Source organism: Halosolutus amylolyticus (genome assembly GCF_023566055.1).
GTDB lineage: Archaea > Halobacteriota > Halobacteria > Halobacteriales > Natrialbaceae > Halosolutus > Halosolutus amylolyticus.
In genome coordinates, this window is record NZ_JALIQP010000006.1 from 210,842 (window position 1) to 233,175 (window position 22,334).

24 protein-coding genes and 1 rRNA gene are annotated in these 22,334 nt (G+C 65.7%); 12 read left to right on the plus strand and 13 right to left on the minus strand.

The window, feature by feature from the left end:
• Positions 1 to 4: 4 nt before the first annotated feature.
• Genes MUN73_RS20295 through MUN73_RS20305 form a run of 3 tightly spaced genes read right to left on the minus strand, consistent with a single transcriptional unit; the run spans position 5 to position 3,583 of the window.
• Positions 5 to 1,087 (minus strand): carbohydrate ABC transporter permease, encoded by a 1,083-nt coding sequence (locus MUN73_RS20295; RefSeq protein ID WP_250142340.1) that lies wholly within the window; start codon positions 1,085 to 1,087, stop codon positions 5 to 7.
• A complete protein-coding gene (locus tag MUN73_RS20300) occupies positions 1,087 to 2,121 on the minus strand; it encodes a carbohydrate ABC transporter permease (protein ID WP_250142341.1) in 1,035 nt (344 codons plus the stop codon). Before MUN73_RS20300 ends, MUN73_RS20295 begins: the two co-directional genes overlap by 1 nt.
• Positions 2,111 to 3,583: an extracellular solute-binding protein gene (locus MUN73_RS20305; protein WP_250142342.1), complete on the minus strand. Its 1,473-nt coding sequence runs from the start codon at positions 3,581 to 3,583 to the stop codon at positions 2,111 to 2,113. Before MUN73_RS20305 ends, MUN73_RS20300 begins: the two co-directional genes overlap by 11 nt.
• Positions 3,584 to 4,006: 423 nt before the next feature.
• On the opposite strand from MUN73_RS20305, the gene MUN73_RS20310 reads away from it, so the two are divergent.
• Positions 4,007 to 5,755 carry a hypothetical protein gene (locus MUN73_RS20310; RefSeq protein ID WP_250142343.1) on the plus strand — a complete coding sequence of 583 codons (1,749 nt, stop codon included), beginning with the start codon at positions 4,007 to 4,009 and terminating at the stop codon, positions 5,753 to 5,755.
• 354 nt (positions 5,756 to 6,109) lie between these two features.
• On the opposite strand, the gene MUN73_RS20315 is transcribed toward MUN73_RS20310, so the two are convergent.
• Both MUN73_RS20315 and trmB read right to left on the minus strand, forming a co-directional pair.
• Positions 6,110 to 6,724 carry a DUF7344 domain-containing protein gene (locus tag MUN73_RS20315; protein ID WP_250142344.1) on the minus strand — a complete coding sequence of 205 codons (615 nt, stop codon included), beginning with the start codon at positions 6,722 to 6,724 and terminating at the stop codon, positions 6,110 to 6,112.
• Positions 6,725 to 7,109: 385 nt separating this feature from the next.
• Positions 7,110 to 8,174, minus strand: a complete 1,065-nt coding sequence (trmB, locus tag MUN73_RS20320) for an HTH-type sugar sensing transcriptional regulator TrmB (protein ID WP_250142345.1) — start codon at positions 8,172 to 8,174, stop codon at positions 7,110 to 7,112.
• A 130-nt stretch (positions 8,175 to 8,304) separates the two neighbouring features.
• Between trmB and MUN73_RS20325 the strand changes: the two genes are divergently transcribed.
• A complete protein-coding gene (locus tag MUN73_RS20325; RefSeq protein WP_250142346.1) occupies positions 8,305 to 9,300 on the plus strand; it encodes a mechanosensitive ion channel family protein in 996 nt (331 codons plus the stop codon).
• Between the two features lie 73 nt (positions 9,301 to 9,373).
• Positions 9,374 to 9,814 carry a universal stress protein gene (locus tag MUN73_RS20330; protein WP_250142347.1) on the plus strand — a complete coding sequence of 147 codons (441 nt, stop codon included), beginning with the start codon at positions 9,374 to 9,376 and terminating at the stop codon, positions 9,812 to 9,814.
• A gap of 10 nt (positions 9,815 to 9,824) precedes the next feature.
• Here the strand turns inward: MUN73_RS20330 and MUN73_RS20335 are convergent, their stop codons facing one another.
• On the minus strand, positions 9,825 to 10,235 hold the full coding sequence (locus MUN73_RS20335) for a universal stress protein (RefSeq protein WP_250142348.1): 411 nt from the start codon (positions 10,233 to 10,235) through the stop codon (positions 9,825 to 9,827).
• A 149-nt stretch (positions 10,236 to 10,384) separates the two neighbouring features.
• Here MUN73_RS20335 and MUN73_RS20340 point away from each other — a divergent pair, with 149 nt between their 5' ends.
• A complete protein-coding gene (locus MUN73_RS20340; RefSeq protein WP_250142349.1) occupies positions 10,385 to 10,624 on the plus strand; it encodes a DUF5816 domain-containing protein in 240 nt (79 codons plus the stop codon).
• Positions 10,625 to 10,813: 189 nt separating this feature from the next.
• Positions 10,814 to 11,119, plus strand: coding sequence for a DUF7116 family protein (locus MUN73_RS20345; RefSeq protein WP_250142368.1), 306 nt, complete (start codon positions 10,814 to 10,816; stop codon positions 11,117 to 11,119).
• A gap of 13 nt (positions 11,120 to 11,132) precedes the next feature.
• Here MUN73_RS20345 and MUN73_RS20350 read toward each other — a convergent pair whose 3' ends face one another.
• On the minus strand, positions 11,133 to 12,344 hold the full coding sequence (locus tag MUN73_RS20350; RefSeq protein ID WP_250142350.1) for a pyridoxal-phosphate-dependent aminotransferase family protein: 1,212 nt from the start codon (positions 12,342 to 12,344) through the stop codon (positions 11,133 to 11,135).
• A gap of 184 nt (positions 12,345 to 12,528) precedes the next feature.
• On the opposite strand from MUN73_RS20350, the gene MUN73_RS20355 reads away from it, so the two are divergent.
• The 4 genes from MUN73_RS20355 (at position 12,529) to MUN73_RS20370 (ending at position 15,143) form a co-directional block, all read left to right on the plus strand.
• Complete coding sequence (locus MUN73_RS20355; protein WP_250142351.1) at positions 12,529 to 13,512, plus strand: metal-dependent hydrolase; 984 nt, start codon at positions 12,529 to 12,531, stop codon at positions 13,510 to 13,512.
• A 77-nt stretch (positions 13,513 to 13,589) separates the two neighbouring features.
• Positions 13,590 to 14,207, plus strand: a complete 618-nt coding sequence (locus tag MUN73_RS20360) for a hypothetical protein (RefSeq protein WP_250142352.1) — start codon at positions 13,590 to 13,592, stop codon at positions 14,205 to 14,207.
• Positions 14,200 to 14,859, plus strand: coding sequence for a DUF2238 domain-containing protein (locus MUN73_RS20365; protein WP_250142353.1), 660 nt, complete (start codon positions 14,200 to 14,202; stop codon positions 14,857 to 14,859). Before MUN73_RS20360 ends, MUN73_RS20365 begins: the two co-directional genes overlap by 8 nt.
• An 83-nt stretch (positions 14,860 to 14,942) precedes the next feature.
• On the plus strand, positions 14,943 to 15,143 hold the full coding sequence (locus MUN73_RS20370) for a dodecin (RefSeq protein WP_250142354.1): 201 nt from the start codon (positions 14,943 to 14,945) through the stop codon (positions 15,141 to 15,143).
• Between the two features lie 175 nt (positions 15,144 to 15,318).
• On the opposite strand, the gene MUN73_RS20375 is transcribed toward MUN73_RS20370, so the two are convergent.
• The 6 genes from MUN73_RS20375 to MUN73_RS20400 all read right to left on the minus strand — a co-directional run bounded on the left by MUN73_RS20375 (position 15,319) and on the right by MUN73_RS20400 (position 19,789).
• Positions 15,319 to 15,693 (minus strand): HesB/IscA family protein, encoded by a 375-nt coding sequence (locus tag MUN73_RS20375; protein ID WP_250142355.1) that lies wholly within the window; start codon positions 15,691 to 15,693, stop codon positions 15,319 to 15,321.
• Between the two features lie 174 nt (positions 15,694 to 15,867).
• Positions 15,868 to 16,083: a hypothetical protein gene (locus tag MUN73_RS20380; RefSeq protein WP_250142356.1), complete on the minus strand. Its 216-nt coding sequence runs from the start codon at positions 16,081 to 16,083 to the stop codon at positions 15,868 to 15,870.
• Positions 16,084 to 16,183: 100 nt separating this feature from the next.
• Positions 16,184 to 17,470 carry a histidinol dehydrogenase gene (hisD, locus tag MUN73_RS20385; RefSeq protein ID WP_250142357.1) on the minus strand — a complete coding sequence of 429 codons (1,287 nt, stop codon included), beginning with the start codon at positions 17,468 to 17,470 and terminating at the stop codon, positions 16,184 to 16,186.
• 119 nt (positions 17,471 to 17,589) lie between these two features.
• Positions 17,590 to 17,805 (minus strand): hypothetical protein, encoded by a 216-nt coding sequence (locus MUN73_RS20390; RefSeq protein WP_250142358.1) that lies wholly within the window; start codon positions 17,803 to 17,805, stop codon positions 17,590 to 17,592.
• Positions 17,806 to 17,861: 56 nt separating this feature from the next.
• Positions 17,862 to 18,710: an ABC transporter permease gene (locus MUN73_RS20395; RefSeq protein WP_250142359.1), complete on the minus strand. Its 849-nt coding sequence runs from the start codon at positions 18,708 to 18,710 to the stop codon at positions 17,862 to 17,864.
• Complete coding sequence (locus MUN73_RS20400; protein WP_250142360.1) at positions 18,707 to 19,789, minus strand: ABC transporter ATP-binding protein; 1,083 nt, start codon at positions 19,787 to 19,789, stop codon at positions 18,707 to 18,709. The genes MUN73_RS20395 and MUN73_RS20400 overlap by 4 nt, the downstream gene beginning before the upstream one ends.
• Before the next feature lie 146 nt (positions 19,790 to 19,935).
• On the opposite strand from MUN73_RS20400, the gene MUN73_RS20405 reads away from it, so the two are divergent.
• The 3 genes from MUN73_RS20405 to MUN73_RS20415 form a co-directional block, all read left to right on the plus strand.
• Positions 19,936 to 20,571: a metal-dependent hydrolase gene (locus MUN73_RS20405; protein ID WP_250142361.1), complete on the plus strand. Its 636-nt coding sequence runs from the start codon at positions 19,936 to 19,938 to the stop codon at positions 20,569 to 20,571.
• Positions 20,572 to 20,679: 108 nt separating this feature from the next.
• Positions 20,680 to 21,360 carry a DUF7546 family protein gene (locus MUN73_RS20410; protein ID WP_425492742.1) on the plus strand — a complete coding sequence of 227 codons (681 nt, stop codon included), beginning with the start codon at positions 20,680 to 20,682 and terminating at the stop codon, positions 21,358 to 21,360.
• 861 nt (positions 21,361 to 22,221) lie between these two features.
• Positions 22,222 to 22,334: ribosomal RNA gene (locus MUN73_RS20415) — 16S ribosomal RNA — on the plus strand; the annotation flags it as partial.

Here is a 22,334-nt window from a genome sequence, read left to right on the forward strand (position 1 = left end):
TGTGTTACTCCTTGAGTCCGCCTGCGGTCAGTCCGCTAACGATCTTTTCCTGCGCGATCACCACGAGAATCGCGACGGGGAGTACCCCGATGATGCTCGCGGCGGCCATGAGGTGGTACAGCACCTCGTACTGTCCCTGGTAGGCGAGGATCCCTTCGAGGATCGGCGCCCAGTTCTGGGGCTGTCCGTCGGTCATCAGGAACGAGAAGAAGAACTCGTTGTAGACCGCGATGAACGTCAGCACGCCGGCGGTCGCGACGCCGGGTGCCGACAGCGGGATGATGACCCTGAACAGCGCGCCAAGCCGAGTCGTCCCCTCGACGCGCGCGGCGTCTTCGAGGCCGTCGGGAATCTGTGCGTAGAAGGTGGTGAGGATGAAGATCGCGAGGGGCATGAAGATCGCCGACAGCGGCGTCACGATCGCGAACGGCGTGTTGTAGAGGGTCCCGTCGCCGGTGATCGGTTCGAGCACCGCGAAGCTGGTGTTGAACAGGTCGTTCAACGGGATGAAAAACGCCGCCGGTGGGAAGAACGAGATCACTAGCACGAGCAACATCAGCGGGACCCGGCCGGGGAACTCGAGGCGTCCGAACGCGTAGCCGGCGAGGCTCCCGACGACCAGGACGACGACCGTCGAGCCAAGCGCGATGACGAAGCTGTTGAACATGTACCAGTGGAAGGGAATCGTCTGGAACACCTCGACGAACACGCCCGGGTTGAACCCGTTCGGCGTGAAGAGAATGTCCTGGAGTTGTCCCTCCGGGGTCAGCGCGACCATGAGCAGCCAGTAGAACGGGAACAGCGTCGTGAACAGGAAGAAAATCGCGGCGACGTAGAACATCGCCCGGTAGACGCGCTCGGGGTGGGAGATCGAGTCGGCCACCCACTGCTGGAACGGTCCCCGATCGAGTTCCGCGTCGCGGTCGTCCTCGAGAACCGTGCCGCCGTCGGTTCGGTGGCCGGCCGCCGAACCGGGGCCGTACTGACTCGACCGATCGGTGGGACCGCCTGCGTCGCTCGTCGGTCCGTGATCGGTGGTCGATTCCGTTCGATCGTCGTGGTCGGTGGGATCGTTCGGGGCAGTCATCAGGTCAACCCTCCTCCCTCGGTGTCGCGGAAGAACAGGACGTAGACGCCGATGATGAGGCCGATCACGAGTGCGGTCGCGAACGCGACGGCCGCCGCCGTCGCGAAGATGCGCGTCCCGCCGAACATCGCCTCGACGACCAGACAGGTCAGCGAGGGGACGGTGGTACAGCCGGCGGTCGACTCGATCAGGCCGAACACGCGCATCGCGTCCATCGTGCGGAACAGCATCGCGACGAGCAGTGCGGGCATGACCAGCGGCAACGTGATCAGCTTGAACCGCTGCCACGGTGACGCGCCCGCGACGCGCGCGACGTCGTACAGGCTTCGGTCCACGCTCTGGAGCCCGGCGAGGATGAGCAGGGCCATGAACGCCGACGACTTCCAGATGTCGGCCACGAGGATGATGAAGAACGCGTCGCGGCTATTGGCCAGCGGGGCGGCGCTGAAGACGCCGAGCCACTGCATAATGTCGGTCCCGAACCCGACCTCCGGCTGGAAGATCAGGAAGAAGATCATCCCCTGGATGACGATCGGAACGGCCCAGGGCAGGATGATCGCGACGCGAACCCAGCGACGCCCGCGGAAGTCCTGATCGAGGACGTAGGCCTGTCCGAAGCCGATCACCGTCTCGAAGAAGACGCTGATGATCGCGAACGCGAGCGTGACGAACAGCGCCTGCTGGAAGAACGGCGTCCCGAGTTCGACGAACGGGAACGATCCGGTCAGCGAGACGTCGAGGAACTGCCTGGCGAGTCGCGCGTTCCCCGTGAGGATGTCGACGTAGTTCTCGACGCCGACGAAGCCCCCGAGGGGATCCGCACCTCGCGTCTGATCCTCCCGGAGCGACGTGATGAACGTCTGGAGCAGCGGATAGAACGCGATCAGCGTCAGCAACGCGAACGCCGGCAACAACAGCAGGTACGCGTAGGCCGCCTCGCTCAAGTTCTCCATCCAGTTGACGACCGCGTTTCCGGTCCGCTCGCGATCGGGGCTCGTCTCACCGCCGGTTATCGTATCGATGTCAGTCGACATCCTGTTGTGCCACCTCCGTTTCGCTTCCCTCGAGCCGCCCTGCGAGGTCACTCACCGCCGCTTCGGGCGATTTCACGCCCCGGTAGGCCGCGTTCACTTCCTGGTAGATGAGCGCCGATTGCTCCGGCCAGACGTCGGTCACCGGCCGCGGGATCGCGTTCTCGCTGGCTCGCTCGACCTGATCGGTGTACCGGGCGATCGGTCCGATCTCCTCCTCGCTGGCTTCCGTCACCAGTTCGATGATCGGCGGCAGAAAGCCCTGGAGTTCGAAGATCGTGAGCATGACTTCCTCGCTCGCGAACGCCTCGAGCACCTGCAGGGCCTGCTCGCGGCGATCGGTGTACGGGCTCACGACGAGGTTCCAGCCGCCGAGTGCCGACGTCGTGCCGCCGACGCCGCCGTACTCGGCCTCGTCCTGCGAGACAGCGTACGGCTTCGTCGTGACCCCGAGGTCTTCGCCGAACGCCTCCTCGGATCCGGTTTCGGCCATCGCGAACGACCAGTTCCGGTGGGCGATCGCGTTGCCGTCCGCGAACGGACCGAGCGACTCCTGTTCGGTCCACTGGACGATCGATGACGGGCAGATCTCCGCGTACTCGTCGAGCGCGTTCGGATCGTCCCCGTCGATGAACGTCCGCATCATCCGGATGGCGTCGACGGCGGGTTCCTCGTCGATCGTGATGGGCCGATCGCCCGCGGTGAACAGGTTGTCCGCGCCGCCGTAGTACGCGCCGCCCCAGCTCGTCAGCACTTCGTTGAACGAACAGCACGACAGCCCCTCGTAGGCGGCCGCCTGCGTGGTGTACCCGTAGTCGACGTCGCTCTCGGCCATCGCATCGCCGACGGCCGTCGAGAACTCCTCCCACGAGGGCGGTTCCTCGGCCCACTGGCCGGCGTCGTGTCCCGCGTCCTCGATGAGGTCCTGCCGGTACAGCATGAACCCGAGGTCGGGGAACAACGGGAGGCCGTGAATGTCGTCGGTCTCCGGGTGGCGGGCCGTCTCGACGACCGCCTCGAGGTACTCGTTCTCGACCCGATCGACGACGTCGGACGAGAGGTGTTCGCTCAGGTTGGTCGTCTGTTCCCGGAGGATGAACGGGATCGTCCACCCGCTGTCCATCATGTGGATGTCGGGCGGCGCGCGTCCCGCCTGTAGCGCCGATTGTGCCTGCTGCATCCGCTGGACGGAATCGCTGACGACGGTCTGGATCTCGACCGTGATGTCCTCGTCGAGGCCGGCGTCCCACAGCGCCTGCTGGACCGAGGGCTCGTCGCCGTCGCTGTACATGATCCCCTCGACGTCGGTTGCGGCGGTCATCACGACGGTGTTCGGTTGCTGTCCGCGACCGACGCAGCCGGCGATCGCCGTCGCGCCCAGCGTCGCGGACGTTCCCGTCGCGGCCACGAACGTCCGGCGGGACACCCCTGGACGGTCGTCACGTCCTGTGCTATGTGGTCCCATCCGACGCGAAAACACGGTCCTCAGCGTCTTAATTATCTGGCTTGCACGAATGTAACTAATATGGACAGTCGGGAAACCGTGCTGGTATAATCGCCGATTAGGCGGTCCCTGATCGGGTCTTCCCCTGCGTCTCGTCGGCATCACGACGCCGGTCATCGCGAGTCGATCGCCGCGCGACCGTCGTCCGTCGATCGATTCGCGATCGGGCTTCGTAGCCCCGGCCTTCCAGCAACCGCCGCGTGTTTTCCGGTCTCTACCCGTCACATAGTCCGTCCATAGCGAACGTAACTGGACGCCTAGCCGATCGGCCCGAGACGCCAAACGCTCTTTCCGGGTCCATCTGGTTGTGTATATATACATTCACATCTACGGTCATCAACTCTTGCGTGACTCCCGGGGGATGCCCGGGCACGCGGAGAAAGGATGTCGAAGGACACTAACCGACACATCACGCGACGCAACGTGCTCGCGGGCATCGGCGCGACCGGTATCGGTACCGCGGTCGGCACGTACGGCGTCGCCGCGGGCGAGAACGACAGTAACGGCAAAGGTAAAAACGGGTACATCCCGGTTCCCGTCGCGGTCGACTGGCAGGAATCGTTCTACAACGGAAAGAAGTGGAAGAAGATCGATGCGTTCCCGGATAAGAATAACGACGGCAAGCAGGACAAGGACATCAACTACTGTGACGGAGACAAGGCTCTCGTCAACGTCGATGATCCGCTGAGTTCCAAATGGCGAACTGACAACAAGTACACGGATCCCGGCGATCCCCTGATCAACTTCCACGGTCTCAAGCCGGGGAGCCGCGGCGAGGTCACGCTCAGCTACCACCTGTGTGAGACACCTGGGAAGACCTGGCTCAAAGCGCCCAAGGTCAAGGCTCACAAGAAGTTCCTGCACGAGGCCCGGGCGCGCGTCTGGTACGACGAGTACCCGCAGAACAACGTGATGGCCTCCAACGAGAACAACAACTTCGATGGCGGCTACCCTGGCGACAACAAGTACCAGGGGTACGAACCGATCATCGCCCAGGGATCGCTCAAACACGTCATGTCCAAACTCGAAGAGGGCGTCCAGCTCTCGGAGAACCCGTACGTGGCGTCACCGTACGACAAGGAGGGGATCAACTACTGGGCGTACCCGCGCAAGCATATCGACAAGGGTAGGATAGGCTACGACGCGTACAAGCCCGGCTGGATCACCGACAAAAACATCAAAAAGTACGTCAAGAAGCCCAAGGTCCACAAGATCCAGAACCTCCGCGACGGCACCAAGTTCCACATCCCGGGGGTCGGCTACTGGGCGAAGAACAAGGACAAGCCGCTACCCGATCTCTATATAAAAATAAAAAAGGTCATCAAGAACAAGAAAGGGAAGGTCGTCGGGTTCAGGTGGAAGAGCAACCTGCCGATCTGCCGGATCAAGGTGGCCGGCACCGACGACACGAAGAAGCTGAACGTCTACGATCGCGCGCGATCGGGAACTGCATTCGCGCCGCGCTACCACGACCACGACGATCACGACCACGACGATCACGACCACGACGATCACAAACACGGTGGGCGTCGTCCCATGACCGGCTTCACGTTCGGCGCCTGCGGTGACCACGACGAGGACGACTGGTGCATCGAGAACTCGAACACGGGATACATCGGCTTCGAGTGGTGGCTCCCCAAACACGCGAAGCTCGAGAAGAAGACCAAATTCAAGGCCAACTTCGACTTCAAGGCCAAGTTCTGTCCGCCGAACGGTGACATTCCTGTCAGTACGAACGTTCAATTCTGTGGATGTGGTCAAGTCTGTGCCTGCGAAGGTGGGACGATCTACTACTACCGGCCACAAATGGGAGGATCCATTGCTACTGCCGAGGTAGAGGACGCCCCCTTCTGTGGAGGGCGAGGAGACTTCGGGATTCCGCAGAGCGGCCAGATAATCGCCTTCGAGGGCGATGAGAGTGGGATGACGTTCTGCAACCCAACCGAGTGTGCCAGCAACGGTCTCGACAAGTTCGACCGCGACAACTGTGACGCGTACGGACTACCGTCCAGTGCGGGCCCGTGCAACGCGAGCGGGTTTGCCGAACGGTACTGTAACGGCGGTATGAACGGCGGTATGAACGGCGGTATGAACGGCAAAAAGAAGGGGAAAAAGAACGACAACGAGTCATAGACTCCACTTCGCTACCTCTCTCGATCGACACTCGTCGGACGGATTCGTCGACCGGTCGTAACTCCCTGTCGTCTGCGAGCGGTTATTCTTCCCTTGCTCACGCGCGACGAGTTACCCAGTTCTTCACGAGCGTCGATCCATGACTCGCGATCGACTGGATTACGTGAGCGCGTATTGGCGGCTACCGTTCGAAGAATCGGACACTGTTCTTGGCCTCGAACCTGCTATCGAGTCCGGTCTACCGACGTCGACAATGACGCTCCTGATAGCTAAATTCCGTCCAGAAAATCGACCGGTCTGCAAATCGTCACGCGCCTGCGATCGCTCCCCGACCGCCGAGACCGCTTCCTCGCTCTACCCCGGCCGCCGCCCGTCGCTCCCGATCTGCGTCCGACGTTCGTAAAGCCGGTGCGCGATCGCCGACCCGAGGTACAGGACCCCGAGGATCAGGACGCCGGCCCCGGTCGGCAAGAGGCCGAACGGGAAGGAGGTGAGCAGGATGAGGGCGGCGAAGGCGATCGAGAACCCGCCGAGGACGACGTAGTAGGTGCTCCAGGAGACGTCCCCGTGGGGGATCACGTCCAGGTAGACGTCGAGGTCGCTCGCCCGGCCGGTCAGCGCGACGGTCCCGCGATCGGCGTCGAACTCGACGATCCCGTAGCTGTCCATCTTCGGGAGGTGCGCCTGCCGGAGGGCGGTGTAGACGCGCGATCGTTGCTTGTAGGTCACGGCCTCGATCGGTTCGTCGTTCTCCCAGGCGGCGATCTGGCGCGAGAGGGGACGCAGTTCCGCGGTCCCGCCGTTCTGCCGGAGGTAGTGGAGGACGTCGCGCCGACGCCGGCAACTCAGCATCTCGAAGGCGACGTCCTGGGAGAGCGGTTCGACGTCGTCGCCGCTCCCGTCGTCGACGCGAGGACTGGACGGGATCGCGCCCGGTCGCTCGCCGGTCGGGGTCGCCGTGCTGCTCACGGTCGGTCACCTCTCGCCCGGCCCGGCCTGGCGTCTCGTTCGGATCGACACCGACTGTTCGCCCACCGCGTGCCGCCGTTCGCTCCGATCCGCCCGTCCCGAGCGTCCGCCACGGCGGCTGGTCTCGCTGTACAGGTACTGGATAGCACGATTCTATGACGACGTGCACGAAATCCACTAATTGTTATGCGCGATATGTTCACGAGATACTACTATTAGCGCGCCACTAGACGGTGGTATGTTGTCCATATCCGTCGCGTAGACGCCCGTCCTCGCACCTGGCGGCGGAACGTCGTGTTCGCTGGCCGTTCACTCGATCGTCCGCGAGAAGGTAGCGCCGTCGGTCGGGGCCGGTCGTGTCGGGAGTTCGTCCCGGTCGCCCGTCTCAGTCCTCGATCGCCGGCGGTTCGTGGCGACCGATGTGGATCTCGTGGGCTTCGACCTCCTCGAGCGCGGCGACGCGGCCGCCGATCGTGACCTCCTCGCCGTCCTCGCTCTCCATGGTGAGGGCGGCGACTTCCTCGCTGACCTCGAACGAGACGTCGAGAATGCGTCCGCGAACGATCCGCTGGCCGCCGACGGCGACGTCACGTCCTTCGATCGTCGCGTAGAACTCGCCGCCGTCGTCGATGATGTCTTTCACGCAGCGGCGGATCGAGGCGTACTTGCGCGGGTAGGTTCTGGCGCTGCCGTCCTCGCCGAGGGTCCGCTCGGCCGTCGTCCAGAGCACGGTCCCGAAGAAGCCCGAGACCAGGAAACCGAGCGCGGAGCGGTTGAAGATGACGCCGTACCGGTCCTGGTCGTCGCGGAGGGCGTCCTGGGTCGCGTAGACGGAGTAGTTCCCGTCGGCGACGGCCACGACCGGCGTGGTGATCCCGCGGCGTGCGCGAGCCGTCGTCGCCACCTCCTGGTAGTCGAACGACGCCGGATCGGGGGCTTCGGCGGCCGGCGTCACGATCAGGTCGACGCTCACGCCGGCGTCGACGGCGGCCCGGAGTTCGTCTTCGAAGCGGGTGAGCAGGTCGGGCGTCAGCGACAGCGAGAGTTCGTACGCGGCGGCGTCGATGACCTCCTCCAGGTACCGCAGGATCGTCGATCGGGACTTCACGAGCGAGACGGCCTCGGTGTCCCGGGCCGGCGCGGTGTAGCGGGCCTCGAGTTCGTCGATCATCTGCTCCAGCGAGCTCTGGACGTCGTCGAAGGCCTCGCCGGGATCGAGCGCGACCACCTTCATCGGCCGGGATTCGCGCAGTTCGACGAGGCCGCGATCGCTCAGGCTCCGAACGGTGTCGTAGACCCGCGGTTGTGGGATGTCGGTGCGATCCGCGATCTCGCTCGCCGTGAGCTGGCCCTGTTCCAGCACGGTGAGGTAGGCGTCGATCTCGTACTCGCCGAGGTTGAACCGGTCCCCGACGCGCTCGACGGTCGAGCGAAGCTCGTCTGGTGCCATACTCGACGGAACGGTCCCGATGGATAAATGATTTATTATGCATCGAGTAACACGCATTTTCGAAATCGCGTTGTCGAACGGCGATCGCGGGGTCAGAACGCTTATCCACGACCGGCCTGAGTGTGTTTCCATGCGAGGGGTCGTCCAGACGAACGCGAGCAACGCGACGGAGGAAGTTGAGGGTATCCTCCCCATCGACGTCCCCGACCCGGTGATGGATCTCGTTCTCGCCGCGATCGTTCTCGTGGTGGGCTGGTACCTTTCGAAACTCGCCGTCAGGCTCGCCGGTCGAACGGTCGCCCAGCGGATCGAACGCCCGAGCGTGACCCGAACAGTGTTACGTGGGGTCAGGGCGGCGGTTCTGATCACCGCGCTCGTCGTCGCACTTAGCATCCTGGGCGTCGGCGGCACCGAGATCTTCCTCTCGGTGACCGTCATCTCGGCCGTGATCGCGATCGTGCTCGCGCCGCTGGTCGGCAACTACATCAACGGCCTGTTCGTCCTCGCGGACCGGCCCTACGAAATCGGCGACATGATCGAGGTCGTCGATCAGGGTCACGTCGGCTTCGTCGAGGACATCACGATGCGGTACACGAAGATCTTCACCCTCCAGAACACGTTTATCGTCGTTCCGAACGCCGAGATCCAGTCCCGCGACGTCGTCAACTACTCCGCGGAAGACGAACGGACGCGCCTCTCGGTCGAGTTCGAGGTCACCTACGACAGCGACATAGAGGTCGCGCGCCAGCAGGCCGAGCGGGCCGCCCGATCGGTCGACGCGGTTATCTCCGGCGGCCCGGACATCCGGATCGGAAGCGCCCGCTACGCCGCGGCCCCCGTCTGTACCATCTCCGAGTACGTTGACAGCGGGATCCTGCTCGAACTGTACTTCTGGCTCAATCAGCCGTACAAGCAGGCCCTCGCGCGATCGGCCGTTCACACGGCTGTCAGGGAGCGATTCGCGGATCGCGACGTCGAGTTCGCCTACCCGCGCCGGCACCACGTCTTCGACGACACCAGCGGCGTCGCACAGGTCGCCGTCGGCGAGGCCCGACGGGACCGGGTCCCTGCCGGGAGTTCGATCGAGGCGGGCGACGGCTCCGGCGAGGGAGAGGGAGTGGAGTAGGCGAGCGCCTCCAGTCGACCACGCGCCTCCGCGAAGGTATTTTGATAGGGGTCGGATGCGTAGCCGCGGACGGATGTACGACGACGTTCTCATTCCGACCGACGGCAGCGACACGGTGCCCGAGACGCTCGCACACGGATTGCCGATCGCGGCGGACAACGACGCGACGGTACACGCGCTGTACGTGGTTGACAGTCGGATCACGGCGGCGGCGACGGACGAGGCGGGATCGGATCTCGAACGGAGCCTGGAAGCGGAGGGGCGGGAGGCGGTCGCAGCCGTGACGGATCGCGCGGAGGCGGAGGGCCTCGACGCCGTCAGCGAGGTTCGGGAGGGGACCCCGTCGAAGGCGATCCTGGACTACGCTGACGAGGCGGGGATCGACCTGATCGTCATCGGGACCCGAGGCAAGAGTCCGCGGGAGAAAGTGACCTCGCTCGGAAGCGTTTCCGAGCGGGTCGTCGACAACGCGTCGATTCCGGTGTTCGTGGTGCGAGGGGCGGGCGCGGACTGATCGGTCGGGACTACGCCGTCGCGCTCTCGACGGTGATCACGTCACAGTCGAGGTGATCGCGCAGGTAGCGATCGATGTCCGGATTGTCCGTGAATCGCTGGAAGAGTCGCCGCAGCCGACTCGCCTGTCGCCGGCCGATGACGACGGCGTCGGCCTCCTCGGCCGCGACCTCCTCGAGAATGCTCTCCTCGACGAGAAACCCCGTCCGGACGACGTACCTGGCGTTCTCGACCGGGCCGAACGTCTCCTCGACGGCGGTTTTCAGGTCCGTTCGGCGGACTTTTCGCCCGTTCTGGTAGAGATCGACGTGCAAGATCGTCAACGCCGCGTCTCGATCGCGAGCGACCTCGATCGCCCGCTCGAGCGTCCGACGTGAGTGCTTTGTCAACGGATACCGAACGGGGACCACGACCAGCGTCATCACGATAGCGAACGATTCCCGGCCGGGTAAACTTTTCAGTTATCTCGCCCGGCTCTGGTAAAACTCCCCATACCACGCCCGTAGCCCGGCGAATCGTGGCTCACCGGTGGAAAGACACGCCTTTACCGCCCGCGACGCTACGACCGCCCATGCAACCGCGGACGACCGAGGACGGAACGACGGTCTACGTGTCCGAAACCGACGGCGACAAGGGGTCCGAGGGACCGTTCCTCGTCGCCTACGAGTCCCGTGACGCCGGCCGTCGATACGGCTGGTTCTGTACGAACTGCGAGAGTTTCGACAACGCGATGGACTCGATGGGGCGGATCAAGTGCAACCGGTGTGGCAACTTCCGCAAGCCGACGGAGTGGGACGCCGCCCACGAGTGATCGGTGCGATCGGGCACGACGCCGCGCCACCCCGCGACCGGTGCCCAACGATCACCCGGAATCGTTCCGATAGTTTACGTAACTGCCCCGCTCCGTGTCCGATCGTTCGGTCGAACCGGCGATATCTTGTTACGTACTAACGTTTATGGTGGATGGCCACGTTCGTCTAGATGAATGGGTCCTGTTAACATGCGACTCGTCGAGCAGGCCAGGTCGATTTTCGCAGAGTTGGGCTACACCGTCGAAGGGGACGGCCCGGAGTTTCGAGCCGAACGAGAGTGGAAAGTCGTCCACGTGAACGCGGTCCTCGAGAACGGATCGCTTCCGTCCGGATCGGGGCAGTTCCACTGTTTCGTGGCTCGACCGGAGGACGCAGACGACCTCGAGCAGCGGCTCACAAGCGTGAACCCGAACTACGAGTGGGCGATCATCGTCGCCGACGGGGAGGACTATCAGGTCGAACGGGCCCCGCCGGGACCGCGCGTCTCGGCCTGACGATCGCGATCGATCACTCTTTTAGCGCGCGTCTCGTCGCCGTCACGCCAGCACCGGGGTCGACGTCTGCTCCCATATCCTCCAGCACGTCGCCGAGCGCCGTCACCACGTAGATGACGTTCTCCGGCCGTGCGGAGTGGCCCATACAGCCGATTCGGAAGATTTCGCCGTCGAGGTCGCCGAGACCGCTCGCGATCTCGAGGTCGTATCGATCGAGCAACTCGCCACAGACCGCGCCGTCGTCGACGCCGTCGGGCACCCGGACGGCGTTCAGGCTCGGGAGCCAGTACTCGTCGGGCGCGTTCATCTCGAGGCCCATCGCCTCGACGCCGGCTTTCAGCGCGCCGGCCAGGCGTTCGTGGCGATCCCAGCGCGCTTCGATGCCCTCCTCCGCGACGAGTCGAAGCGCCTCCCGGATCGCGTAGACGTTCGTGATCGGCGCGGTGTGGTGGTAGGACCGCTCGTCGCCCCAGTAACCCTCGAGCAGGGAGAGGTCGAGGTACCACGATCGGGGGTCTTCGTCGCGCGCGAGGACCTTCTCCATCGCCTCGTCCGAGAGCGTGAGCGGGCTGGCACCGGGCGGACAGGAGAGACACTTCTGCGGGCCCGAGTAGGCGACGTCGATGTCCCACTCGTCGACGCGCAATTCGACGCCGCCCAGCGAGGTGACGCTGTCGGCGATCACCAGCGCGTCGTGGTCGTGGGCCGCTGCGGTCAGTTGGGGAACGTCCGGCTGGAGCACGCCCGTACTCGTTTCGGCGTGGACGAACCCGAAGACGTCGGGATCGTGTTCGGCGAGCGCGTCGGAGACGTCGGCCGGATCGAGCGGTTCGCCCCACGGGGCCGATACCTCGACGACCTCGCCGCCCGCCCGGCGGGCCATCGAGGCCATCCGGCCGCCGAAGTAGCCGTTCGTCGGGACGAGCATCGTATCGCCCGGTTCAACGACGTTGCCGATCGCCGCCTCCATCGCTGCCGACCCGGTCCCCGAAACCGGAATCGTCCACTGGTTGTCGGTCCGGAACGTGTACCGGAGCAGGTCCTGGACCTCGTCCATGATCTCGACGAACGAGGGGTCGAGGTGGCCCACGAGCGGCGTGCTCATCGCCCGCAGGACGCGCGGGTTGACGTCGCTCGGTCCCGGCCCCATCAGGGTCCGATCGGGTGGTGTCAGTTCGCCGACTGATGGCGCGCGAGCCGTATCGTTCGACGGTTCCTGAGCCATGCTCGTGTGCTCGCCGGCCACTCGCAAAGATGTACCGGCAGCGGCGAATTACCGGTCGACGAACTGGCTGGCTCGATCCGACCCGACTCGGACGGGGTCATCTATCACGGGGGCGACTCATCGTCGGTCCCGACTGTCGGGGTTGCGAGCCGCTTAAGAGCACTCGTCACGTAGCCGATACGTCGTGTTCGTCGGTCACGCACTGTTCGCGTTCGCCATCGCGGCGCTGGTCGCCGACTGGCGAGGCTGGGATCGGCGTCGAGCCCTCGTCGTCGGCGCCGTCGCCGGCGCGTTCGCGACCGTTCCGGACGTCGACGTCGCGTACGCGCTCGTCGGACTCGCCGCCTGGAACGCCGCGGACGGCGTGTTCGCCGCCTCGACGGCGTTCTGGGACGCGAGCCGGGCCGTCCACCGATCGGTCACGCACTCGCTGGTCGTCGGCGCGATCGCCGCGCCGGCGTTCGGACTGCTCGCGGTCCGGGACTCGCGTCGTGCGCCGCTCGCCCGCACCGTCGGGGCCGGCCTGCTCCTCGCGCTGCTTGCCGTCGCGCTCGTCGATAGTCCGCTTGCCGCGGTCGTGATGGGGCTGTTCGCTGTCAGCGGCGCCCTCGTCGCCGTCGGCGCAGGCCGATCGACGTCGCTCTCGCCGCAGACGATCGCACTGGCGGCGCTGTGGGGGCTGTGGTCGCACCCGTGGGGTGACCTCGTGACCGGATCGCCGCCCGACTGGCTCTACCCGTTCGCGTCGCCGCTTCTCACTTCCCGGATCCTCCTCCACGCTGATCCGACGCTCCACCTGCTCGGCGCGTTCGCGATCGAACTCGCGGTCGTCTGGTTCGCCCTCGCGGTGGGCTGCCGGGTCACCGATCGCTCGCTCTTCGGGGCCGTCGATCGCCGGGCCGCCGTGGGCGTGGCCTACGCCGTCGCGCCGCTCGCGGCCGCGCCGCCGACCCTCGACGTCTCGTACCACTTCGTCTTCTCGATCCTGGGGGTCGGTCTCCTCTCCGGCGTCGGCCCGGTCGTTCCGTCAGCCGCTGGTCGGTCGCGTCGTCCCGCTCCGTCGACGGCCGATCGCGCCCTCGAGATCGCGCTCACGTCCGTGGCCGCCGTGACGATCGCGCTCGTCGCGTACCTCGCCGTCTACCTGTTCGTCGTCGCGCCCGCGTGATGCGGACTCGCGACCGACTCGGTTCCCGTTTCGGCCGATAATACACGTTTTTGTGACCCCGCTCAGTACGGGCTACCGTGTCCCGGACCCCACTCGAGGAACTGATCGCGAACGACCGATACAACGCGGCCGTCGCGTGGCTGCTGGTCGTTGCGATCGCCGCTATCGGCGTCGGCGAGTTCGTAACCGGCGGTCTCCTCTGGACGACGTTCGCGGTGACGCTCGCGATCCTGGCGCTACTGCCACCCCTCCGGTTTCGGTCGCCGCTGGCGATGCTCCCGTGGGAAGTACTGTTGCTCGCGGCGTTGCCGGTCCTCGGGATGGCCCTCGAGGCCGAGCGGCTGACGGGCCACTTCGCCTCGTACCTCTCGGTCGCCGCGATCGCGCTCGTCCTGGCGGTCGAACTGCAGACGTTCACGACCGTGCGGATGACCCCCGGCTTCGCCGTCGTCTTCGTCGTCGTCACGACGATGGCCACCGCCGCACTGTGGGCGCTCCTCCGGTGGAGCGTCGCCGGCCTCCTCGGGGTGCCGTTCCAGGCCGACCACGACGACGTGATGTGGGAGTTCGTCTACTCCGCGATCGCCGGACTCGGCGCCGGAATCGTCTTCGAACTGTACTTCAGGCGGCTCGGCCGCCTCGAGCGGTACCGGCCGGCCGACGGGGCGTCGATCGCTGAGGTGGACGATGCGTAACCTCGAATCGCTGCTTCCCTCCCGGGAGCGCCAGCGCCAACTCTCTTACCTCATGGAACTGAGCCTCGTCGGCATGCTGTTTATCGGGCTCGATCGGGGTAACGCCGGCATCGTCGTCAACACCGCCGTCGCGCTGGCCGTGACTCAGCTTCCGCCGATCCTCGAGCGCGACTACGGCATCCCGATGGATCCGCGGCTCACGCTGTGGATCACCACCGCCGTGTTCCTCCACGCGTTCGGCACCGTCGGCCTCCCCGGCACCACGACGAACCTCTACAGGGAAGTCTGGTGGTGGGATCACGTCACCCACGCGCTGTCGGCGTCGCTGGTCGCGGCGGTCGGCTACGCGACCGTCCGGGCACTCGACGAGCACGCCGAGGGGGTCGTCCTCCCACGACGGTTCGTGGCCGTGTTCATCCTGCTTTTCGTCCTCGCGTTCGGCGTCCTCTGGGAAGTCCTCGAGTTCGCCATCGCACTCGCCGCGGACGCGCTCGGGACCGAGGCCGTGCTCACGCAGTACGGCCTCACCGACACGATGCTCGATCTCGTCTTCGACGCGGTCGGCGGCCTCGTCGTCGCGCTGTGGGGCGGGGCCTACCTCACCGACGTCTCCGGCGCGATCCGCGAGCGGTTCGACTCGCGAGCGGACTGAGCGCAGGCCGACGCTCGCCCCACTATCACGGAACGAAACCGACGACCAGCTTTACGTCGGCACGCGGCGTAGCTCCCCGGGATATGGTCTTCAAAAAGATCAGACTGATCGGGACGAGCACGGAGAGCTTCGACGACGCCGCCGACGACGCGATCGATCGGGCCGAGGACACGCTCCAGAACGTCTACTGGATCGAAGTCGACGAACTCGGGGTCGAGATCGCGAGCGCCGACGACCGGGAGTACCAGGCGGAGGTCACCGTCGCGTTCGAACTCGAGGACTGACCGATCCGCCGCGCGACGCCCGTCGCGACGATCGGGCCCGCGCAGACGTGACGCCGATCGATTTTCGTCGACCCCGTCGGCGGCCGGGCGTGTGCTGTCGCTGGCGATCGGATCGAAGTCGGAAAACCGTCGACGACGCCGGGACTGCGATCGGACGGCGCGTCGAATACGTTCGTTACGTTCGGAACGATTCGCCGCAGCCGCACTCGCTGACGACGTTGGGGTTCTCCACGTGGAAGCCCTCGGCCTGGAGGCCGTCCTCGTAGTCGAGGACGCTCCCCTCGATGTACTTCAGGCTCGCCGGATCGACGAACACGCGCAGGTCGTGGTGCTCGTAGATGGTGTCGTCCTCGTCCGGCGCGTCGTCGAACCGCATCCCGTAGGAGAGGCCGGCACAGCCACCCTGCTGAACGAAGAGGCGGAGCCCCGCCTCGCCGTCGTCGAGCCCTTCCTTCTCGAGCAGGGAGAGGGCCTGTTCGGCGGCCTCCGGCGTCACTTCGATCTCGGGGTGCGTCTCCGCCTCCCCGCCGTCCATGCTGTCCGTGCTCATGTCATCCCCTACCGGCGCGACGATGTTAACTGTGACGCCGCCGGACGCCGTATTCGACACGCCGGACGCTCCGCGGACGTCCGACTCGATCGACGCGCGGTTCGCCCCGCGTCGTCGCTCGATCGTCGGCCGACGGCGTCCCGCCGCTCGACGCCGGCCGCCGCTGGACTCGCCCTAGACGCGCGATCGTCGCTGGACCGATCGGTAGTACGTCCCGAACATGCGTTCGTCGTTGGCCGACAGCGTCACGTCGTTTTCGGCCAACAGTTCGATCATCCGCTCGAGTTCGCAGTCGTACCAGACCGCGAGGAGGCGGACGTTCCGCTGTGCGTAATCGTAGTTTCGTTCGAGGACGCGTGCATCGGTCGGGTCGACCTCACGCGGTTCCATCAGTACGTACTCGGGGACGCAGCTACGTAAAACCAGTTTGCGATTCGGTGACCTGTTCTCGGCGACCGGAAATCGCCGTTAACCGCGGGCTTACGACCGTTTAGTCGTCGCTCTCGAGCCGTTTGCGGACGCTCTCTGCGTGGGCCTCGAGCCCTTCGGCGTCGGCGAGCGTGGTGATCGTCTCGCCGATGTCGGCCAGTCCCTCGCCCGAGAGTCGCTGGACGGTCGTCGATCGGAGGAACGTCTCGACCGAGAGGCCGCCGGTGACGCGCGCGCCGCCGTTGGTCGGCAGGACGTGGTTGGTCCCGCTCGCGTAGTCGCCCGCCGCGACGGGGGTGTTCGGACCGAGGAAGACGCTTCCCGCGCTGTCGATTCGATCGAGGATCGACTCGTCGTCGTCGGCGACGATCGCGAGGTGTTCCGGCGCGTACTCCTCGGTGAAGAGGATCCCCTCGCTCATCGATCGGGCCAGGAGGACGCCGCTGGCCTCGTTCGCGAGCGCCTCTCGAATCACGTCTTCGCGCTCGCGCGCGCTCGCCTGCTCGTCGATGGCCTCGACCACCGCCTCGGCGGTCGCCTCGTCGTCGGTGACCGCGACGACGGAGGCGTTCGGGTCGTGTTCGGCCTGCGCGACGAGTTCCGAAGCGACGAGGTTCGGATCGGCCGTCCCGTCCGCGATCACGACGACCTCGCTCGGTCCCGCGAGGAAGTCGATCTCGACGTCGCCGCGAACCTCGGCCTTCGCGGCCGTGACCCACCGGTTGCCCGGGCCGACGATCTTCTGGACCCGCGTGATCGTCTCGGTGCCGTACGCGAGGCCGGCGATCGCCTGTGCCCCGCCGACGCTGTAGACCGCGTCTGCCCCGGCGGCGTGGATCGCCGCGAGCGTGACCGGATTCTGCTCGTCGGCCGGCGGAGTCACCACCGACACGTGGTCGACGCCGGCGACGACCGCCGGGACGACACCCATGATCGCACTCGAGGGATAGGCCGCCGATCCGCCGGGGACGTAGACGCCGACGCGATCGATCGGCCGGAACCGTCGCCCGAGTTCCCGCCCGGGGCCGAACTCCTCGCGCCAGTCGTCGGGCAGTTGGGCCTCGTGGAACTCCCGGACGTTGTCGGCGGCCGCCTCGATCGCCTCGCGCAGTTCGGGATCGAGGTTCTCGTACGCGCGCTCGCACGCGTCTGTGATGTCCATGCTCCCGAGTTCGACGTCGTCGAACTCGCTGGTGAACTCGCGGACGGCGACGTCGCCCTCCTCACGAACTCGATCGACGATCCCGCGAACGTCCTCCCTGACCGCCTCGATGCCGGCGTCGCGCTCGAAGAACGCGGCGCGGTCGCCCGGCCCGAGGTCGGCGATCGGCTGCACGTCGAGTGTCATAGCCCGACGTTCGTGCGGGCCGCGAAAAACGGTTTCCTTGTACGGACTCCTGTCCGTCAGTTCCGGTGCACCCGCGATCGTCCCGCGGCTACACCGGTAACTCGGTACAGCAGACCGTACTACGCGTTCTCGACCTCCCAGATCCCGACGGCGTCCAGCGTCGCCCTGACGAAGAGGTAGACGAGCAGGAGGAACCCGACGATCGCGAACGGCGCCTGCAACAGGTCCGCGGTGGGGCGACCGACGAGGAGTTGCCCGAATCCGCGGACGAAGAAACTCACGATTACGAGACCGAGCGCGACGACCGCGAGTTTGACGAAGCCCGATCGGTCCATACCCGTTCGTTCCCCGTCCGATCGCTAAATCGTATCGGTTACCCGGTAGCAGTCGGTCACCGCACGTCGGCGCTCGCCGCACGACCGATCGCGTAGATCGCGACGCTACCGAACCCGATCGCCAGCACGAGCAGGACGGCGAGTGCGGGAACCAGGGTATCCCACATCCCGCCGAAGCGTGTCACCTCGACGACGGTCATGGTGTCCTCGCCGAGCATCACCGCCCGGGCCGCGTCGACGCCGTAGGTGATCGGGTTGACTGCCGCGATCGTCTGGATCCAGTCGGGCAACGCCGAGAGCGGGAGGAACGCGCTCGAGACGAACAGCAAGGGTAACTGGAGCAGGTTCGCGCCGATGATCGTCGACTCCTCGTCGCGGGTGACGACCGCGAGCACGTTCGAGAACGCGGTGAACCAGACCGAGAAGAGCACGCAGATGGCCACGATTCCGATCGCACCGGGGACGCCGGTCGCGATTTCGGCACCCAGCAGGACGCCCAATCCGAGCACGATGACCACCTGGACCACGATGCGGACGACCTCGGCGAGGGTCTTGCCGAGGAAGACGGCCGTCCGGTTCATCGGGCTGACGAGCGTCTTCTCGAACATCCCGTTCTCGATGTCGTTGACCAGCCCGATCCCCGACGTCGCGGCCGCGACCAGCGCGACCTGGATGACGATCGCGGGCACGAGGTAGGTCTCGTAACTGATCCCCTCGAGCGCGGCCGTCGCGACGCCGCCGAACACCTGCGTGAACAGGACGAGGAAGATGATCGGCTGGACCAGCGAGACCACGAGCACGAACGGGTTCCGGACGGACTTGATCGTCCACCGGACGAACGTCACCCTGACGTCGCTCGCGAACCCGCCACCGGCCCGATCGATCGTCGTCGATGGGGTGCTCATCGACGACCTCCGTCGCGGCCGTCGGAGTCACCCTGGTCGTCCGGCCCGTTCGAACCGCCGCCACCGACCGTCTGCGATTCGGCGGGTCCGGGGACGCCGCCGTCGCTATCGTCGACTTCGGTCCGCTCGCCCTCTCTATCGCCGGTGACGGCGAGGAAGACGTCGTCGAGCGTCGGCGCCCGGACGTCGAAGCCCACGACGCCGATCCCGTCGTCGCGAAGGGCGACCAGGAGGTCTGTGCCGCTGGTGCGGGCGTCCCGTGCGGTCACTGCCACCCCCTCGTCCGTCGGTTCGACCGTCGCCCCGACCGCGAACAGGTCCCCGTGACGAGCGATTTCGACGGCTCGCTCCCGCTTGCCCGGATCCGCGAGCTGCACGTCGAGGATTTCGCCCCCGACGCGACGCTTGAGCGCCCCGGGCGTCCCGTCCGCGACGACGGTCCCGTTCTGGATCACCGCGAGGCGATCGCAGAGCTGATCCGCCTCTTCGAGGTACTGCGTCGTCAGGAAGACGGTCGTCCCCTCGTCGTTGATCCGCCGGAAGTACTCCCAGAGCCGGTTCCGCGCGGCGGGATCGAGTCCCGTCGTCGGCTCGTCGAGGAAGACCAGCGGCGGCCGGTGGACGAGCGCCGTCGCCGCGTCGAGGCGCTTTTTCATCCCGCCCGAGAAGTCGTCCGCCTCCTTGCCCCCGACGTCGGTGAGGTCCACGAGATCGAGCAGTTCGTCGATCCGGTCGGCTCGCTCCGATCGGGGGACGCCGTAGGCGGCACAGGCGTAGCGCAGGTTCTCCCGGGCGGTGAGTTCCGGATCGATGCTGGTCTCCTGGGCCATGTAGCCCACCGTGGCGCGCACGCTCCGCGGCGTCTCGAGGGCGTCGAACCCGTTTATCCGGACCGTCCCCGCGGTCGGCCGCAACAGGGTGACGAGGGTCTTGATCATCGTCGTCTTTCCCGCCCCGTTCGGCCCGAGAAAGCCGAAGAACTCGCCGCGCTCGACGAGCAGGTCGACGCCGCGGACCGCTTCGGTGCCGTCCGCGTACGTTACCGCCACGTCGCGCGCCTCGATCGCGTAGTCGGTCACGGTACCGGTACGGCGGCGACGGAAATAAACCGGCCCGTTCGATACAATCTCGCCCTTCGAGCGCCGAATTGACCGGCGTTCGGTCCCCGATCCGGGACCGGGATAGGCGCTCTATAACTATCCTGTACTCGCTACACCTCGCCCGTATGTGGCCGTGGGAACACGCGATCGTTGGCTATGTCGTCTATTCGCTCTTCGTCCGGGTCGTCTATCGTGACTCGCCGGGCGGACTCGAGGCGTTCGCCGTCGTCTTCGCCTCGGTCCTGCCGGACGTCATCGACAAACCCCTCGCGTGGGAGTTCGGCGTTTTCGAAACGGGCTACGCGATCGGGCACTCGATCTTCTTCGCGGTGCCGCTGGCTATTTTCGCGGGACTGGCCGCCCGGGCGACGGGCCGCCAGCGAGCCGGCGTCGCGTTCGGACTGGGCTATCTGTTACACCTTCCGGGGGACGTGTTCTACAGCTACATTGGTAGTGGCCTCGTCCGACTCGAGATACTGCTCTGGCCCGTCGAATCGGTCGATTCACCGGGCCAGCAACGACGGACGGGATTCGCGGAGACGTTCCTGCGACTGTTCGACGACTACCAGGGATCGATCCTCGCGGGCGACCTCTCCCCCTATCTTCGGCTCCAGTTGGGACTCGCCGGGATCGCCTTCCTGCTCTGGCTCGCCGACGGTGCCCCCGTCCTGCGCGAGCTACTGCTCGGCGGGAAGCGGTTCGCCTGTGCGATCCACAGACGGATGGTGGGTCCGCCAGCCGACTCGCCACGACGGCGCTAGCTCGTCTCTACGCGGCCGAAGCCGACAGGCTATTTGGGATCGCTACGCTACGGCACACACGATGGCAGTCGCTCGTCGTCGATCGACACCTCGCCGGGGTGAGCACCCGTGAGTTCACTCGGTACCGTCACCCGTCGACTCCCGCGCCCGAGTCCGATGTCCACGGTCGTCTGGGCCGGCATCCTGCTTTTCGAGACGCTGTTGCTCCTCACCTACGTGAGTGCGAGAAACGCTCAACTGGGACTCTTTCACGTCTACCCGTTCGTCTGGCTCAACCTCAGCGGCTGGGTCCTCTGGCATACGTCCGTCCCGTCCGGAAGCGACCGTCAGAAGTTCGTCGCGGGTGCGATCGCCGTCGGCTACTTCGCCCTGCTCGGCTACTTCGGCGGCCTGTACGACCTGTTCCCGCTCGCCGGCCATCCCGAGGCCCACGCCCCGCACCTCCTGGGACTCGACTACACGATCGTCATGCCGCCCGGGTACGGCCCGGCGCTGTTCTATACGACCCACCTGGTGCAACTCGCGCTCTCCCCGTACCTCCTGGTCGGTTACGTCACGCTCGCGTACCTCGTCTACGTCACCGTGCTGGACGCGTCCAACGCCGCGGCGTCCGGAATCCTCGGGCTCTTCGCCTGTATCAGCTGTTCGTGGCCGATCCTCGCCTCGCTCGTCGGCGGTTCCGGGGCCACCGGTGCGCTCGCGACGACCGTCTACGCGCAGGCGTACGCGCTCTCGACGATCGCGTTCGCCGTGACGGTCGCGCTCCTGTACTGGCGACCGTTCGAGTGAACCGCTCGCTCCTCCAGAACTGCTATTCTCCTTCGTGCGTTGTGCCGTCCCGTTTCTCACAGCACTGGTCCTGTGCGCTCGCGATCGATCGCTCACCTCGTCTGGGATCGGTCGGTCGGTTCCCTCGATCTGTTGTGTTCACGGTCCGTTTCGTATCGATCTCCAGTCGCTGCTGGTTACCGATCGGACCACGCAACGGCGACGGCTCGAGGGATGACACTGCTTTCGCCCATCCCGAACGGGAACCGCTATCGCGAGAATGACCAACGTGGATCAGACGGCTCACGAGACGACGGCCTTATGTATGCACCCGGACTTCGAAATGAATGCAAACGACGTGGCCCACGCCGCCACGTTCCCTCCGGCTGCGTTCCAGCGCGGAGGCAGGCACCGTATCCGTCCGCTCGGACGGGGCACGGATCAGTACCCATTCACGCCGGCCCGCCGGCGTTCCGAGACGACGCCCTTATATACATAGGGCGCGTCCGTTAGGGTACGCAAAATCCCACGCCGGATGCGGTTTCCGGCGCGGGAGCGATCCGTTGCCCTTAAGTCTACGAGGGAATTGGATACGATCGCAACAAACGCGTGATCGGCGGGGCGTTCGACGCTCCGTCGCTCGGACGGTTCGGCTCCGAAGGGATTAAGTATCCCTCGTGGCTTACGAATACGTCCGAAGGAAATGAGGATCCTACCCCTGCGGTCCGCCGTACAGATGGGATCTGATGTTAGCCTCGACAGTTCGGTGACGCCCGATCGGTCGGCGATCTGTGTCATCGAACGTGTGGACCCAACTGTGTGAGTGTGTACGAACATTCACCGCCAACAGACCCTCCCCCTTTCCGGGGGGAGTAATATAGCATTCCGGTTGATCCTGCCGGAGGTCATTGCTATTGGAGTCCGATTTAGCCATGCTAGTTGCACGAGTTCAGACTCGTAGCAGATAGCTCAGTAACACGTGGCCAAACTACCCT

What these genes read in the sequence shown, in the direction of transcription:
- MUN73_RS20295 (WP_250142340.1), bottom strand. Translation starts at nt 1,087, where the DNA reads ATGACTGCCCCGAACGATCCCACCGACCACGACGATCGAACGGAATCG.
- MUN73_RS20300 (WP_250142341.1), bottom strand. Translation starts at nt 2,121, where the DNA reads ATGTCGACTGACATCGATACGATAACCGGCGGTGAGACGAGCCCCGAT.
- MUN73_RS20305 (WP_250142342.1), bottom strand. Translation starts at nt 3,583, where the DNA reads ATGGGACCACATAGCACAGGACGTGACGACCGTCCAGGGGTGTCCCGC.
- MUN73_RS20310 (WP_250142343.1), top strand. Translation starts at nt 4,007, where the DNA reads ATGTCGAAGGACACTAACCGACACATCACGCGACGCAACGTGCTCGCG.
- trmB (WP_250142345.1), bottom strand. Translation starts at nt 8,174, where the DNA reads ATGGCACCAGACGAGCTTCGCTCGACCGTCGAGCGCGTCGGGGACCGG.
- MUN73_RS20325 (WP_250142346.1), top strand. Translation starts at nt 8,305, where the DNA reads ATGCGAGGGGTCGTCCAGACGAACGCGAGCAACGCGACGGAGGAAGTT.
- MUN73_RS20330 (WP_250142347.1), top strand. Translation starts at nt 9,374, where the DNA reads ATGTACGACGACGTTCTCATTCCGACCGACGGCAGCGACACGGTGCCC.
- MUN73_RS20335 (WP_250142348.1), bottom strand. Translation starts at nt 10,235, where the DNA reads ATGACGCTGGTCGTGGTCCCCGTTCGGTATCCGTTGACAAAGCACTCA.
- MUN73_RS20340 (WP_250142349.1), top strand. Translation starts at nt 10,385, where the DNA reads ATGCAACCGCGGACGACCGAGGACGGAACGACGGTCTACGTGTCCGAA.
- MUN73_RS20345 (WP_250142368.1), top strand. Translation starts at nt 10,814, where the DNA reads ATGCGACTCGTCGAGCAGGCCAGGTCGATTTTCGCAGAGTTGGGCTAC.
- MUN73_RS20350 (WP_250142350.1), bottom strand. Translation starts at nt 12,344, where the DNA reads ATGGCTCAGGAACCGTCGAACGATACGGCTCGCGCGCCATCAGTCGGC.
- MUN73_RS20365 (WP_250142353.1), top strand. Translation starts at nt 14,200, where the DNA reads ATGCGTAACCTCGAATCGCTGCTTCCCTCCCGGGAGCGCCAGCGCCAA.
- MUN73_RS20370 (WP_250142354.1), top strand. Translation starts at nt 14,943, where the DNA reads ATGGTCTTCAAAAAGATCAGACTGATCGGGACGAGCACGGAGAGCTTC.
- MUN73_RS20375 (WP_250142355.1), bottom strand. Translation starts at nt 15,693, where the DNA reads ATGAGCACGGACAGCATGGACGGCGGGGAGGCGGAGACGCACCCCGAG.
- MUN73_RS20380 (WP_250142356.1), bottom strand. Translation starts at nt 16,083, where the DNA reads ATGGAACCGCGTGAGGTCGACCCGACCGATGCACGCGTCCTCGAACGA.
- hisD (WP_250142357.1), bottom strand. Translation starts at nt 17,470, where the DNA reads ATGACACTCGACGTGCAGCCGATCGCCGACCTCGGGCCGGGCGACCGC.
- MUN73_RS20390 (WP_250142358.1), bottom strand. Translation starts at nt 17,805, where the DNA reads ATGGACCGATCGGGCTTCGTCAAACTCGCGGTCGTCGCGCTCGGTCTC.
- MUN73_RS20395 (WP_250142359.1), bottom strand. Translation starts at nt 18,710, where the DNA reads ATGAGCACCCCATCGACGACGATCGATCGGGCCGGTGGCGGGTTCGCG.
- MUN73_RS20405 (WP_250142361.1), top strand. Translation starts at nt 19,936, where the DNA reads ATGTGGCCGTGGGAACACGCGATCGTTGGCTATGTCGTCTATTCGCTC.